This window comes from Streptomyces sp. NPDC028910, from assembly GCF_055564955.1.
In genome coordinates this window covers 63,530-76,000 of the sequence record NZ_JBVHVF010000028.1, presented here as the reverse complement: position 1 = coordinate 76,000, position 12,471 = coordinate 63,530, and the positions used below count along the sequence as shown (strand labels likewise).

Below are 12,471 nucleotides of genomic sequence, written 5' to 3'. Positions count from 1 at the left end.
ACTCTACTGGCCGATCGTCGCCGCCCGCACACACAGGACGTCCGGCAGGTGCTCGGCCAGGAGTTGCCAGCTCTCGCCGTCGTCGTGGCTGGCGTAGAGCTCGCCGTTGCGGTTGCCGAAGTAGATCCCCGCCGGGTCCGCGTCGTCGGTGCACAGCGCGTCCCGGAGCACCGTGCCGTAGTGGTCGCCGGCGGGCAGTCCGCGCGTGAGCGGTTCCCAGCTGGCGCCCGCGTCCTGGGTGCGGAAGACCCGGCACCGGTGCTCGGCCGGGACCCGGTCGGAGTCGGCGTTGAGCGGGAAGATGTAGGCGGTGTCCGGCAGGTGCGGATGGGCGGCCACCGCGAAGCCGAAGTCGGAGGGCAGCCCACCGCCGATGTCGGTCCACCGGGCCCCTCCGTCGTCGCTGCGGTAGACCCCCCAGTGGTTCTGCAGGTACAGCCGGTCCGTGTTCCCGGCGTCCTGGGCGATCTTGTGCACGCACTGGCCGAACTCGGGGTGCGGATCCGGCAGGAACACCGCCGAGACCCCCTCGTTGGACGGCGCCCAGCTGGCTCCGCCGTCCTGGGTCCGGAACACCCCGGCGGCGGAGACGGCCACCGTCACCGAGTCCGGGTCGCGCGGATCGGTGATCACCGTGTGCAGTCCCTCGCCGCCGCCGCCCGGCTGCCACTTCCCGCGGCTCGGGTGCTCCCACAGCGGGCGGACCAGTTCGAAGGACTCGCCCCGGTCCGTCGAACGGAACAGCGCGGCAGGCTCCGTCCCCGCGTACACCACGTCCGGGGCCTCGGGCCCGGCCGGCTGCAGCTGCCAGACCCGCTCCAGCGAGGCGCCGGTGTCCTGGGGGAACTTCACGGCGGCCGCGGCGGGCTCCTGCCAGGTCGCCCCGAGGTCGTCGGAGCTGAAGACGGACGGCCCCCAGTGCGTGCTGTCCCCACCGACCAGCAGCCGGGGCGCCGGGCCCCGCCGGTCGACGGCGACCGCGTACACGGCCTGGGCGTTGAAGTGGGGTCCGTCGAACTCCCACGGCCCGCCGTCCCGGCGGCGGCCGATGAAGAGTCCTTTACGGGTTCCCACGAGCAGTAGTACGTCGGCCATGGCCGGCACCTCCGGACCTCGTCGTCCATGCGGGGCGTTCCGTGTGGAGCGTCGTTCCGGCCAGTCTGCACCCGCCCACTGACAGCGGCCCGGCGGCCCGCGCGACAGCCTGGACGGCCGATCGACGGCGACCATTTACGGCGTAGAAATGATTGATGCTTGCATGTCGGTGTTCGGAATGGATTGACTTCAGGCCACTGTCGCCGCACGCGAGAGGACTTACGTGGCCACCGAGCACCTGTCCCCGCTCGACCTCGCCTTCTGGCGGATCGAATCCGCCGACCACCCCATGCACCTCGGCGCCCTCGCCGTCTTCACTGCCGAAGCAGGCCGAGGACCCGGCGCTGCCGAGCACGCCGCCGAGCTGCTCACCGCCCGCTGCGCCGGCGTGCCGGGCCTGCGCCGCCGGATCCGCGACGTACTGCTGCCCGTCGGCGCCGCCGCCTGGTCGCCGGACCCCGGCTTCGACCCGGCGCGGCACGTGTTCCTCGTCCGTACGGACGACCCCGCCCCCCATGCCGCCGCCGGGCCGCTGATGGCCCGTCCGCTGGACCGAGAACTGCCGCCGTGGGAGGCGCACGTGCTGGCCGGGCCGGACCCGGATTCCTTCGCGGTGCTCTTCAAGTTCCACCACGCCCTCGCCGACGGCCTGGCCGCGCTCGCCCTGGCGGCCGAGCTGTTCGACGAGGGGGCGGCCCTGCGTCCTCCCGCGCGCCCGGTCCCCGAGCGGCGGGCCGGCTCCCTCCTGAGCCGGCTCCCGGGAGTGCTGTCCGCCCGCGTCCAGGACGTCGGCCAGGCCCTGGAGATCGGCGCCGCCGTGGCCCGCGCCGGACTGCCGCTCGGGGTCCCGGCGGCGCTCACCGCGGATCCGGCCGGCGCTGCGGGCACCCGTGGGGTCGTGGGCCTCGCGCTCGACCTGGACGAGGTCAACCTGATCCGCAAGGGGGCCGGCGGCACGGTCAACGACGTACTGATCGCCCTGGTCGCCGGCGCGCTGCGGCGCTGGCTGGCCGAGCGCGGGGACCCCGAGCCGAGCGGACCGGGGCCACGCGCCCTGATTCCGGTGTCGCGCCGCCGCGGACCCGGCGGCGCCGCACGCGCCGGGAACCGGCTCTCCGGGTACCTGCTCCGGCTGCCGATCGCCGAGCCCGATCCGCTGCGCCGCCTGTACCGCGTGCGCATCGGCATGGACCGCAACAAGGACGCCGGACCCGCCCGCGGCGCCGGGGCCGTCGCCCTGCTCGCCGACCACGTCCATCCGCTCGGGCACCGGCTCGGCGGCCCGCTCGTGGCCCAGGCCGCCCGGCTGCTCTTCGACATCCTGGTCACCAGCGTGCCGCTGCCCGGCCTCACCTTCTCCCTCGGCGGCAGCCGGGTCCGCGAGGTCTATCCGCTCGCCCCGCTGGCCCGCGGCCAGTCGCTGGCCGTCGCGGTCTCCACGTACAAGGGAACCGTCCACTACGGCCTGGTCGCGGACGCGGCCGCCGTTCCGGACCTGTCCGCGCTGGCCGGGGCGTTGCGCGCGGAGCTCGATGCCCTTGTACGAGAAGTCTCGTAGTACGAGGAGTTTCGTAGTATGGTGAATCTCGTACTTCGGCGCCGACCCCGGCGCGCCGGTGAGATCTGGAGAGCCCGATGAGTGCTGCCCCCGCCGCCCCCGTTGCTTTCGCGGCCCTGTTCACCCCCTACACCCTCCGCTCGGTCACCGCGCCGAACCGGGTCTGGATGGCCGCGATGTGCCAGTACAGCGCCGAGGCCTTCGGGCCGAACGCGGGCGTGGCCCACGACTGGCACTTCGCCCACTACGCCGCCCGCGCCGTCGGCGGCACCGGCCTGATCATCCAGGAGGCCACCGCCGTCTCCCCGGAGGGCCGGATCTCCCCCTACGACCTCGGCATCTGGAACGACACCCAGGTCGAGGCGCTGCGCCGGATCACCTCCTTCCTCAAGGCCCAGGGCACCGTCCCCGGCATCCAGATCGCGCACGCCGGCCGAAAAGCGTCCACCGACCGGACCTGGAAGGGCGGCGCCCCGGTCGGACCGGACGCGCACGGCTGGCAGCCCGTCGCCCCGAGCGCCGTGCCGTTCGCCGAGGGCCACCTGGTGCCGCACGAGCTGACGGTCGAGGAGATCGGCGAGATCGCCGGCCAGTTCGCGGCCGCCGCCGAGCGCGCGCTCGCGGCGGGCTACGAGGTCGTCGAGATCCACGGCGCCCACGGCTACCTCATCGGGGAGTTCCTCTCCCCGCACAGCAACAAGCGCACCGACGCCTACGGCGGCTCCTTCGAGAACCGGACCCGCTTCGCCCTCGAAGTCGTCGACGCCGTGCGCGCGGTGTGGCCCGGGGAGCTCCCGCTCTTCTTCCGGATCTCCGCCACCGACTGGCTGGAGGAGGACGGCTGGACCGCCGACGAGACGGTGCGGCTGGCCCGGCTGCTCCGGGAGCACGGCGTGGACCTCCTCGACGTCTCGACCGGCGGCCTCGCCCCCGGGGTGAGGATCCCGGTCGGCCCGGGCTACCAGGTGCCGTTCGCCGCCCGGGTCAAGGCCGAGACCGACCTCCCCGTGGCGGCCGTCGGCCTGATCACCGAGCCGGAGCAGGCCGAGAAGATCCTGGCCAACGGGGAGGCCGACGCGGTCCTGCTCGGCCGGGAGCTGCTGCGCGACCCGTACTGGGCCCGCCGCGCGGCCGACGAGCTGGGCGCGGAGATCCGTACGCCCGGGCAGTACCACCGGTCCTGGTGACGGCGGTGCGGCTCCGGCGCCCTCGCCGGAGCCGCACCGCTCGTTTCCGCCGATTTCCGCGACTCCCGTGTCTCCTTCGACGACTCTCGTACGATGGGGGCGCAGAGCGCGCCGAGTGAGTGGAGCAGGGACATGACGGAACGGGACGCCTCCCGCACCCTCGCCCACCCCGAGGCGGCCGAGATCCGTCTGGAGGGCGTGCTGCACGCGCTCTCCGACCCGGTCCGGCTGTCCATCGTCCTGGATCTGGCCGCCTCGGCCGGGGATCTGGCCTGCTCCTCCTTCGACCTGCCGGTCACCAAATCCACGACCACCCACCACTTCCGCGTCCTGCGGGAGAGCGGTGTCGTCCGCCAGGCCTACCGCGGCACCACCAAGCTCAACGCCCTGCGCCGGGAGGACCTGGAGGCCCTCTTCCCCGGCCTCCTCGACAGCGTCCTCACGGCGGCCGCTGCCGAGGAAGCGCGCCTGGCTTCCGCTTCCGGCGCCCCCGGAGAGACGGCCTAAGCCAGGCCGGCCGCGCCCCACAGCCCCGGCCAGTCGGGGATCTTCACCGAGCGGCGGCCCAGGGACCGGCCCAGGTCGGCCTCGGCCGCCTCGATGGCCAGCCAGCCCGGCCACTCCACGGGGTGCAGGCCGGCCGCCCGCAGGGCGTCCAGCGGGTCACCCGGCAGCTCGCGCCGGGCCAGCGTCCCCGCGTCCTGGAGCAGCGAGGACGCGGTCTCCTTGGCGCAGGGCCGGTTCGTGCCGATCACCCCGGTCGGACCGCGCTTGATCCAGCCCGCCACGTACTCGCCGAGCGAGGCCCGGCCCCCGCGCAGCACCCGTCCCGCCGCGTGCGGGACCGTGCCCTTCGCGGGGTCGAAGGGCAGCCCCGCCAGCGGGACGCCCTTGTACCCCACCGAGCGCAGCACCAACTGCGCCTCGACGTCCTCGTGGACCCCGGTCCCCGTCACCCCGCCGCGGCCGTCCGGGGCGGTCCGCTCGAAGCGCATCCCGGTCACCCGGCCGTCGGGCCCGCCGAGGATCTCCACCGGGCGCAGGAAGAACCGCAGCCCTATGCGGCGCGGCCCCTCGCCGGGCCCCGCCTCGGCCCAGGCGCGCAGCACGTCCAGGTTGCGCCGCGCCACCGCGGGCAGGGCGGCGGCCGCGCCCGGATCGGCGTACATGGGGTCGAGTGCCAGCTCGGCGGGGTCCGCCCAGGCGTCCACACCGGGCAGCGTGCCCAGTTCCCGCAGCTCCTTGGTGGTGAACTTGCCCTGTGAGGGGCCGCGCCGGGCCACCATCGCCACCCTGCGCAACCCGCTGTCCGCGAGTGCGCCGAGCGCCGGCTGCGGCATGTCCGTAGGCGCCAGTTCCGCCGTGCCCCGGGCCAGGATCCGCGTCACGTCCACGGCGACGTTGCCCGCCCCGACCACCACCGCCGAATCCACACCGGACAGGTCGAAGACCTCGGCGGCGGCATCCGGGTGTCCGCTGTACCAGGACACGAAGGCCGTGGCGGAGTGCACCCCGGCCAGCTCCTCGCCGGGGATGCCGAGCAGCCGGTCCCGCGCCGCGCCCACGCAGTACACCACCGCGTGGTACAGCTCCAGCAGCCGCTCGGTGGACAGGTCCTCGCCGCCGACCTCGACGTTCCCGAGGAAGCGGATCCGCTCGTCCTCCAGCACGGTGCGCAGGCTGCCCTGCAGCGACTTGATCTTCTCGTGGTCCGGGGCGACCCCGTACCGTACGAGCCCGTACGGAGCGGGCAGCCGGTCCAGCACGTCGACCAGTATTCCGGGCACCTCCCGCTGCTGAACCAGCGTCTGGGCCGCGTAGACCCCGCTGGGGCCCGATCCGACGACGGCGATACGAAGCACGGCGGAGCTCCTCCCGCAGGTGGTCCCAGCATGACACCGGCACCCTCCGCCGTCAGCCCATCGCGCGCATCCGGTGGATCTCGGCGCTCTGCGTGGCCACCACCTCGGTGGCCATTTCCTCGACCGCCACGTTGTTGCCGCCGGCCAGCGCCTCGCCGGCCATCTTCAGGGCGCCCTGGTGGTGGGCGGTCATCAGCTTCAGGAAGAGCCGGTCGAAGTCGGCCCCCTTGGCCGCGGTCAGCTCCTGGAGCTGCTGCTCCGTCGCCATGCCCGGCATCGCGCCGTGGTCGTGGCCCCCGGAGCCGACGGCCGGCGCGGGATGCCGGGCGACCCAACTCTCCATCGCCCCGATCTCGGGCTGCTGCGCGGCCGCGATCCGCTCCGCGAGCCGCTTGACCCCGTCCGCCGAGGCCCGTGCCGGGGCGAGTGCGCTCATCGTCAGGGCCTGGCGGTGGTGCTCGATCATGTTCCGTACGTAGGCGTGGTCGGCCGCGTTGGGGGTGTCGTCCGGCTGCGCCTTGGCGGCCTGCTCGGGGGAGAGGGTGCGCGACTTCTCACCCGGTTTGCCCGGTGCGATGACCACCGCTTGTCCGTCTTTCGCCGTGTCCGTCCCGCTGTCCCCCTGGCAGCCGGCGAGTACGAGCAGGAGGCCGGCGGCCACGGCCGCTCCGACGAATCGACTGTGCGCCCCTTTTGCCATGTCCATGAAGAGGAAGATACTGCCGGGGTCCTGGTTCCGTTCCCACCCCGAACGGAACTGATCGGACTCCCATGGGAGGCACAGTGACCTCGTTGCACACCCCCAGAGTGCGAAACAGGAGTCTGGGAGCGGCCGTCGCAGCGGCCGGGCTCCTCACCACCCTGCTGGCGGCCGGACCCGCCGCCGCCACCCCGGACCCGGGCGAACTGACGCCCGGGAGCGCCTCCGGGCAGTACCCGGGCATCGCCCAGGGCAGGGAGCTCGCCCCCGGCGACATCCCCGGCCAGGACGAGATAGTCCACAGCCGGAACATCACACCCCTGGCCAACATCCCCAGCAGCTTCCCCGGAATCACCAACTCCGACCTGGCCTTCCAGGGCAAGTACGCCTACGCGGGCAACTACAACGGCTTCACGATCTACGACATCGGCAACCCGAAGGCGCCCAAGACCGTCAGCCAGGTGCTCTGCCCCGGCGGCCAGAACGACATCTCGGTCCTCGGAGACCTGTTGTTCCTCTCCACCGACTCCTCGCGCAGCGACGACTCCTGCAACAGCGTCTCGCAGCCCGCGACGGAGAAGTCCTCGTGGGAGGGCATCAAGATCTTCGACATCAAGGACAAGAAGAACCCGAAGTACATCAAGTCCGTAGAGACGGCCTGCGGTTCCCACACCCACACGCTGGTGCCGAGCGGCCGCGACATCTACCTCTACGTCGCCTCGTACTCCCCGAACGAGGCCTTCCCGGACTGCAAGCCCCCGCACGACGGCATCTCGGTGGTGAAGGTCCCGAAGCACGCGCCGACGCAGGCCGCGGTCGTCGCCTTCCCGATCCTCTTCCCGGACGGCGGCAACCCGGGCGGGCCGACCAACCCCGGCGTCTCCAAGACCACCGGCTGCCACGACGTCACCGTGCTGCCGTCCAAGAAGCTGGCCGCCGGCGCCTGCATGGGCGACGGCATCCTCTTCGACATCAGCGAACCCGAGCAGCCGCGGGTCATCGACCGGGTGCAGGACAACGTGAACTTCGCGTTCTGGCACTCGGCCACCTTCAACGAGCGGGCGAACAAGGTCGTGTTCACCGACGAGCTCGGCGGGGGCGGCGGCGCCACCTGCAACGAGGCCACCGGCCCCAACCGTGGCGCCGACGGGATCTACGACATCACCGGCGGCGGCGACCAGCGCAAGCTCGTCTTCCGCAGCTACTTCAAGATCCCGCGCCACCAGGCCGCCACCGAGAACTGCGTGGCCCACAACGGCTCGCTGATCCCGGTCGGCGGCGACCGCGACATCATGGTCCAGGCCTGGTACCAGGGCGGCATCTCGGTCTGGGACTTCACCGACTCCGCCCGCCCCGAGGAGATCGGCTACTTCGAGCGCGGCCCGCTGACCACGGACGGGCTCCGCACCGGCGGGTCCTGGTCCGCGTACTACTACAACGGGCACATCTACTCGAACGACATCGCCAAGGGCCTCGACGTGCTGAGGCTCGACGACGGGCGGACCGAGAGCGCGAAGTGGGTGTGGATGGACCGGCTCAACGTCCAGACGCAGCCCGAATACCACTGACGGCCGGATGCCTCACCCCACGGCTCCGGAGTGAAACGTTCCGCCGGGCGGCCCGCCGTCCGGCGGAACGCCGAGCTCCCAGTCCAGTCCGTAGCGCTGGAACAGCTCGGCCCGCAGCCGGGTCGCCGGCATCGGCGCCCCGGGCAGCAGGATCGCCACCACCGCCCCCATCAGCAGCGCCCGCAGCAGCGGATAGTCCGCGTCCACGTCGGCCGAACCGTAGCGCGTGACCGTGTCCCGCAGCAGCTGCGCCAGCCGCTGCTGCTCCGGGCACTGCACGAAGCCCTCGGCCGTGAGGATGCCCGCCATGTGCGTGCGCATCAGCAGCGGCTCGTCCCGGGCCAGTCCGAGGATCGCGTCGACGGCGCGCGCGAGCCGCTCGCGCCCGTCCTCGCTACGGGGCTCCCGCTCCAGCGCGGCGTGCAGGGTGAGGTGCATCAGCCGGTGCACCGCCGACTGCAGCAACTGCCGTTTGCCCGGGAAGTAGTACGAGACCAGACCGCGTGCCGCGCCCGCCCGGTCGGCGATGTCGCCGAGCGTCGTCGCCTCGTAGCCCCGCTCGGCGACGAGCTCGACCGTGGCCTGGAGCAGCCGCTCCCGGGAACGTCTGCGCAATTCTTCATTGACCGATGCGCTGCGCGGGGACATGCTTACTCCTGCGTTGACTGGCTCGGAGCCAATATACTCAGCGCACGGGGTCGCCTGCTCTGGGTGACACGGGGGATCGCCCAGAGCAGGCACACCACACCCTCACCGTTCCGCAGGACGCGATCCGCGCCGGCGGATCGATCCGGACGTCGCGAGAGCCACCAGGGCCACGCCCAGGAGCCAGCCCGCCACCACGTCCGCCAGCCAGTGCACCCCGAGGTAGACCCGGGTGAAGCCGACCCCGAGCACCGAAACCGCGACCACCGCCCAGGCGGCCGGAGCCCACCGCGGGACCGGGCGGGGGAGCAGCCACAGGAGCAGTCCGCACACCACCGTCGCCGTCATCGCGTGGCCGGACGGGTAGGCCGCGTACTGCGCCCCGTCCACCGGATCCGGCCACACCGGACGCTCGCGCCCCACCAGTGCCTTCAGCCCCTGGACCACCACCGTCGCCGCCACCGTGGCCACCGCCACCCGCAGCGCCCGCTCCCGGTCGCCGCGCCACCACAGGAGGAGGAAGGCGACGGCGGCCAGCGCCCGCATGGTCCAGGGGTCCCACACCCAGTCGGTGAACACGCGCATGACGTCCGTGACCCCGGGGTGCGCGACGGCGTGAGCGTGCAGGTCCCGGGCGACCTGGTCGTCGTACGAGACGAGCGGCCGCCACCCCGCCACCACCAGCGCCGTCAGGACCGCCCCGAGCAGCGCACAGCCGATGCCCACCCATCGCAAGTGATCGTTCCGCATGGGGAGATCCTCGCACCGGCGGCCGTCCGGCGGCGCCGGGCCCGGACAGGACCTAGTAGGCCAGAGCGCTCAGCCCCGGTACGAAGGCCACCAGCAGCGGTATCGCCGGGACCAGCGTGGCCAGCGCCGTCAGCCGGAGCCGGCGGCCGGGCGACAGCCGGGGAGCGGCCGACAGCAGCCTGCGCACCCGCTGCGGAACGTGCGCCTCCTGCGCGGCAGAAGCCCCGAACACCCCCCGGTCCTCGTTGAGTCCGACCAGCGCCAGCGCGACCGTCAGCCGTCCGAACCGCCGCGAGGCCACATCGTCCGCCGCCAGCTCCACCAGCCGGTGCATCTCCGCCTCGAAGGCCGCGAAGACCGGCACCTGCGGGAAGCCCCGGGCCAGCGCCCGCGAACAGTGCAGCAGCCAGTCGTGCCGGGCCGCCGCGTGGCCCTGTTCGTGCGCCAGTACGGCGTCCAGCTGACTGCCCTTCAGCCGGGCCAGCGCCGCCGTCGTCACCACCAACTGCGGGGCCGCGCCCGGCAGCCACCAGGCATCCGGCCGCGTACCCTCCAGTACGACGAGCCGCGCGCCCACGGGCTCCTCCCCGGGCAGCAGCGGGGCCCGCACCAGCAGTTCACTGCCCTGCGCGCGCCGCCGGGCCCGCGCCCGCAGCACTTCCCCGGTCAGCATCGCCCCGGTCCACAGCGCACCGCCCGCCAGTATGAGCGCGGTGCCCGCCGCCCAGGGCCCGCCGGACGCGCCCAGGGCGTAGGCGTCGACCACCCCGCGCGGGGCGGCGCCGAAGAGCCGGCCACGGACCGCCTGCCAGGCGGCCGCCGCGCTCAGCAGCATCGACAGCCCGAAGCACAGGAGCACCGCGCCGACCACGCACTGCCACACCCACAGGGCCACGACGGGTTCGCGCTCGGGCCATCGGGCCCGGGCCAGCAGACGGGGAGCGAGCACCGCGGTCAGGGCGCCGAGCAACAGGAGAACGGCGGGGACCATCATGGCCGCCAGCCTATGAGCGCGGGGCTACCTGCGGGTACGGCCTTGCGGCATTGGTGACGCAGGACACGTCCCCGGGCGTCGTCACATCATGAGCAGCATGGCCAACATCCCCATCCCCATGGCCAGTCGGCAGGCACGGACGATTTCCGCGGCTCCGCCCCGGCCGGCGGCGACCGGCTGCGGCTCGCCCGCAGTGGGCGCACCGCCGGCGGCGGCCGTACCGCCCGCGGCGGCCAGCCTGGTCCCGCCGAGCACCACGTACCCGGCGTAGTAGAGGAGGAGCGCCCCGGTCAGCAGCGGCAGCCCGGCACCGTGTCCGTGTCCGTGTCCGTTCCCGGTCCCGGTCCCGGATCCCGCCGTCAGGGTCATGTAGACCATCGTCAGGGAGCCCACCAGGTGGTGCGCGTGGTGCACCCCGCCCCGCAGCAGCCACAAGGCGTGCAGCGCCGCGCCGCAGAAGACGGCCCCCAGCACGGGAACCCGCCACCCGTCGGCGTGCCCGAGGGGCACGGCCATCAGCGCCATGCCGAAGCCCATCACCGCCTCCCCGGCGGCAGCGGTGTCGCCCGAGCCGCGCACCCGCCGCAGGCAGTACGCGCCGCTCACCGCGCACAGCAGCACGAGCAGCCAGGAGGATAGGGAGGCGGAAAGGGACGTGGCGGATCCGTGCACGGCGGAACCTCCCGGTTCGTCGGCGTCACGGGGAGAGATGCCCCTCTCGCACCGCCCTCACGCGGCCCCGGGATACGCTCTCCCTGCCGCACCAGGCATGTCATATGCCACCGCACCGAACGGAGCGCCCGATGTCCACCGCCCAGCCCGCCGCCCTGAGTTTCCGCAGCGCCGTGGAGGCGGACGTACCGGAACTGGTGGCGCTCGTCGAGTCCGCGTACCGCGGGGACGTCAGCCGGGCCGGCTGGACCACGGAGGCCGACTACCTGGAAGGGCAGCGCACGGACGCGGACGGGGTGCGCGCCGTCATCGACAGTCCGGACGGGGTCCTGCTCGTCGTCGAGCGCGCGGGCGAACTCGTCGCCTGCTGCCAGCTCGAACACCGGGGAGACCACGCCTACTTCGGGATGTTCGCCGTCCGCCCCGGGCTCCAGGGCGCCGGCCTCGGCAAGGAGATACTGGCCGAGGCCGAGCGCCGCGCCCGCGAGACGTGGGGTGCCCGGGAGATGCGGATGACGGTGGTGAACGTACGGGACGAGCTCATCGCCTACTACGTGCGCCGCGGCTACCGGCGCACCGGCGAGCTGAGCCCCTTCCCCTACGGTGACGAGCGCTTCGGCATCCCGCTCAGGGACGACCTGGCCTTCGAGCTGCTGGTCAAGCCGCTCTAGGGGGTGTCCGGCGGAGCCGCCGTCAGGCGGTGAAGCGGCCCGTGCTGCGGATCTCCGGGAAGTCCGTGGCCACGCCGTCCAGCCCGAGCGCCCGCGCCAGCCGCAACTGGTCCAGGGTGTTGACCGTCCGGCCGGTCACCCGCAGTCCGGCCGCGTGCGCCGTCTCCACGGTCTCCAGCGTGATCCGGTGGATGTCCACGGCGACCGTTCCCGCGCCCGCGGCCAGCGCCCGGTTCACGAGGCCCTCGGGATCGCCGCCGGGGGAGTCCGCGTACAGGGTGGTGCGCACGCCGGGCACCAGCCGGGCCGTCTCGGTGAGCACCGCCTCGTGCCAGGAGGCGACCTCCACCCGGGACGTCAGGTCGCGGCGCCGGATGAGCTCCGCGAGCACCCCGGCGGCGGCCCGGTCGCCCACGGACGCCTGGAGCGGGGTCCGGACCGCGTCCAGGACCTCCTCGAAGACCGGCACGTGCTCGCCCTGACCGGCGTCCAGCTCGCGCAGCTCGGCCAGGGTCAGATCGGCGACGGCCCCCGAGCCGTCGGTGGTCCGGTCCACCTCGGGGTCGTGCAGGGCGACGAGGGCGCCGTCCTTGCTCAGCCGGAGGTCCAGGGCGATGGCGTCCATGCCGGAACGTTCCGCTCGGAGGTACGACCGCAGGGTGTTCTCCGGTTCGACACCCATGACCCCGCGGTGACCGATGGTGAGGAAAGTCAAGGTTCTCTCGCTTCCGTCGACGGCGGCTCCCCGCGCGGTCGCGGTGTCCCTACC

The 12,471-nt window shown here is 73.3% G+C and carries 13 protein-coding genes; 5 read left to right on the top strand and 8 right to left on the bottom strand.

The features are described 5' to 3' along the window. Positions 1-3: 3 nt before the first annotated feature. Positions 4-1,095 carry a WD40/YVTN/BNR-like repeat-containing protein gene (locus tag ACZ4TV_RS27775; protein ID WP_468137741.1) on the bottom strand — a complete coding sequence of 364 codons (1,092 nt, stop codon included), beginning with the start codon at positions 1,093-1,095 and terminating at the stop codon, positions 4-6. 223 nt (positions 1,096-1,318) lie between these two features. On the opposite strand from ACZ4TV_RS27775, the gene ACZ4TV_RS27770 reads away from it, so the two are divergent. The 3 genes from ACZ4TV_RS27770 (at position 1,319) to ACZ4TV_RS27760 (ending at position 4,347) form a co-directional block, all read left to right on the top strand. Continuing rightward, positions 1,319-2,653 (top strand): wax ester/triacylglycerol synthase family O-acyltransferase, encoded by a 1,335-nt coding sequence (locus ACZ4TV_RS27770; RefSeq protein ID WP_468137740.1) that lies wholly within the window; start codon positions 1,319-1,321, stop codon positions 2,651-2,653. A 77-nt stretch (positions 2,654-2,730) separates the two neighbouring features. Beyond that, the gene (locus ACZ4TV_RS27765; protein ID WP_468137739.1) at positions 2,731-3,840 is read left to right on the top strand and encodes an NADH:flavin oxidoreductase/NADH oxidase; all 1,110 of its coding nucleotides are present in this window, start codon (positions 2,731-2,733) and stop codon (positions 3,838-3,840) included. A 132-nt stretch (positions 3,841-3,972) separates the two neighbouring features. After that, the gene (locus ACZ4TV_RS27760; protein WP_468137738.1) at positions 3,973-4,347 is read left to right on the top strand and encodes an ArsR/SmtB family transcription factor; all 375 of its coding nucleotides are present in this window, start codon (positions 3,973-3,975) and stop codon (positions 4,345-4,347) included. On the opposite strand, the gene ACZ4TV_RS27755 is transcribed toward ACZ4TV_RS27760, so the two are convergent. Further along, positions 4,344-5,702 carry an FAD-dependent oxidoreductase gene (locus ACZ4TV_RS27755; RefSeq protein ID WP_468137737.1) on the bottom strand — a complete coding sequence of 453 codons (1,359 nt, stop codon included), beginning with the start codon at positions 5,700-5,702 and terminating at the stop codon, positions 4,344-4,346. The genes ACZ4TV_RS27760 and ACZ4TV_RS27755 overlap by 4 nt on opposite strands. 52 nt (positions 5,703-5,754) lie before the next feature. Then, positions 5,755-6,408, bottom strand: coding sequence for a DUF305 domain-containing protein (locus ACZ4TV_RS27750; protein ID WP_468137736.1), 654 nt, complete (start codon positions 6,406-6,408; stop codon positions 5,755-5,757). A 77-nt stretch (positions 6,409-6,485) separates the two neighbouring features. Here ACZ4TV_RS27750 and ACZ4TV_RS27745 point away from each other — a divergent pair, with 77 nt between their 5' ends. Then, positions 6,486-7,970 carry an LVIVD repeat-containing protein gene (locus tag ACZ4TV_RS27745; protein ID WP_468137735.1) on the top strand — a complete coding sequence of 495 codons (1,485 nt, stop codon included), beginning with the start codon at positions 6,486-6,488 and terminating at the stop codon, positions 7,968-7,970. A gap of 12 nt (positions 7,971-7,982) precedes the next feature. On the opposite strand, the gene ACZ4TV_RS27740 is transcribed toward ACZ4TV_RS27745, so the two are convergent. The 4 genes from ACZ4TV_RS27740 to ACZ4TV_RS27725 form a co-directional block, all read right to left on the bottom strand. After that, the gene (locus ACZ4TV_RS27740; protein WP_468137733.1) at positions 7,983-8,618 is read right to left on the bottom strand and encodes a TetR/AcrR family transcriptional regulator; all 636 of its coding nucleotides are present in this window, start codon (positions 8,616-8,618) and stop codon (positions 7,983-7,985) included. 102 nt (positions 8,619-8,720) lie between these two features. Then, positions 8,721-9,365, bottom strand: coding sequence for a phosphatase PAP2 family protein (locus ACZ4TV_RS27735; protein ID WP_468137732.1), 645 nt, complete (start codon positions 9,363-9,365; stop codon positions 8,721-8,723). 52 nt (positions 9,366-9,417) lie between these two features. Further along, on the bottom strand, positions 9,418-10,359 hold the full coding sequence (locus tag ACZ4TV_RS27730) for a M56 family metallopeptidase (protein ID WP_468137731.1): 942 nt from the start codon (positions 10,357-10,359) through the stop codon (positions 9,418-9,420). A gap of 81 nt (positions 10,360-10,440) precedes the next feature. Next, positions 10,441-11,031: a DUF5134 domain-containing protein gene (locus ACZ4TV_RS27725; protein ID WP_468137730.1), complete on the bottom strand. Its 591-nt coding sequence runs from the start codon at positions 11,029-11,031 to the stop codon at positions 10,441-10,443. Between the two features lie 131 nt (positions 11,032-11,162). On the opposite strand from ACZ4TV_RS27725, the gene ACZ4TV_RS27720 reads away from it, so the two are divergent. Further along, positions 11,163-11,702 (top strand): GNAT family N-acetyltransferase, encoded by a 540-nt coding sequence (locus tag ACZ4TV_RS27720; protein WP_468137729.1) that lies wholly within the window; start codon positions 11,163-11,165, stop codon positions 11,700-11,702. A gap of 22 nt (positions 11,703-11,724) precedes the next feature. On the opposite strand, the gene ACZ4TV_RS27715 is transcribed toward ACZ4TV_RS27720, so the two are convergent. Then, on the bottom strand, positions 11,725-12,417 hold the full coding sequence (locus tag ACZ4TV_RS27715; RefSeq protein WP_468137728.1) for a glycerophosphodiester phosphodiesterase: 693 nt from the start codon (positions 12,415-12,417) through the stop codon (positions 11,725-11,727). Positions 12,418-12,471: the final 54 nt, after the last annotated feature.

Bases quoted from the DNA above. Each gene is read 5' to 3' on its own strand.
- ACZ4TV_RS27775 (WP_468137741.1), bottom strand. From the start codon at position 1,095: ATGGCCGACGTACTACTGCTCGTGGGAACCCGTAAAGGACTCTTCATC.
- ACZ4TV_RS27765 (WP_468137739.1), top strand. From the start codon at position 2,731: ATGAGTGCTGCCCCCGCCGCCCCCGTTGCTTTCGCGGCCCTGTTCACC.
- ACZ4TV_RS27760 (WP_468137738.1), top strand. From the start codon at position 3,973: ATGACGGAACGGGACGCCTCCCGCACCCTCGCCCACCCCGAGGCGGCC.
- ACZ4TV_RS27750 (WP_468137736.1), bottom strand. From the start codon at position 6,408: ATGGACATGGCAAAAGGGGCGCACAGTCGATTCGTCGGAGCGGCCGTG.
- ACZ4TV_RS27740 (WP_468137733.1), bottom strand. From the start codon at position 8,618: ATGTCCCCGCGCAGCGCATCGGTCAATGAAGAATTGCGCAGACGTTCC.
- ACZ4TV_RS27735 (WP_468137732.1), bottom strand. From the start codon at position 9,365: ATGCGGAACGATCACTTGCGATGGGTGGGCATCGGCTGTGCGCTGCTC.
- ACZ4TV_RS27730 (WP_468137731.1), bottom strand. From the start codon at position 10,359: ATGATGGTCCCCGCCGTTCTCCTGTTGCTCGGCGCCCTGACCGCGGTG.
- ACZ4TV_RS27720 (WP_468137729.1), top strand. From the start codon at position 11,163: ATGTCCACCGCCCAGCCCGCCGCCCTGAGTTTCCGCAGCGCCGTGGAG.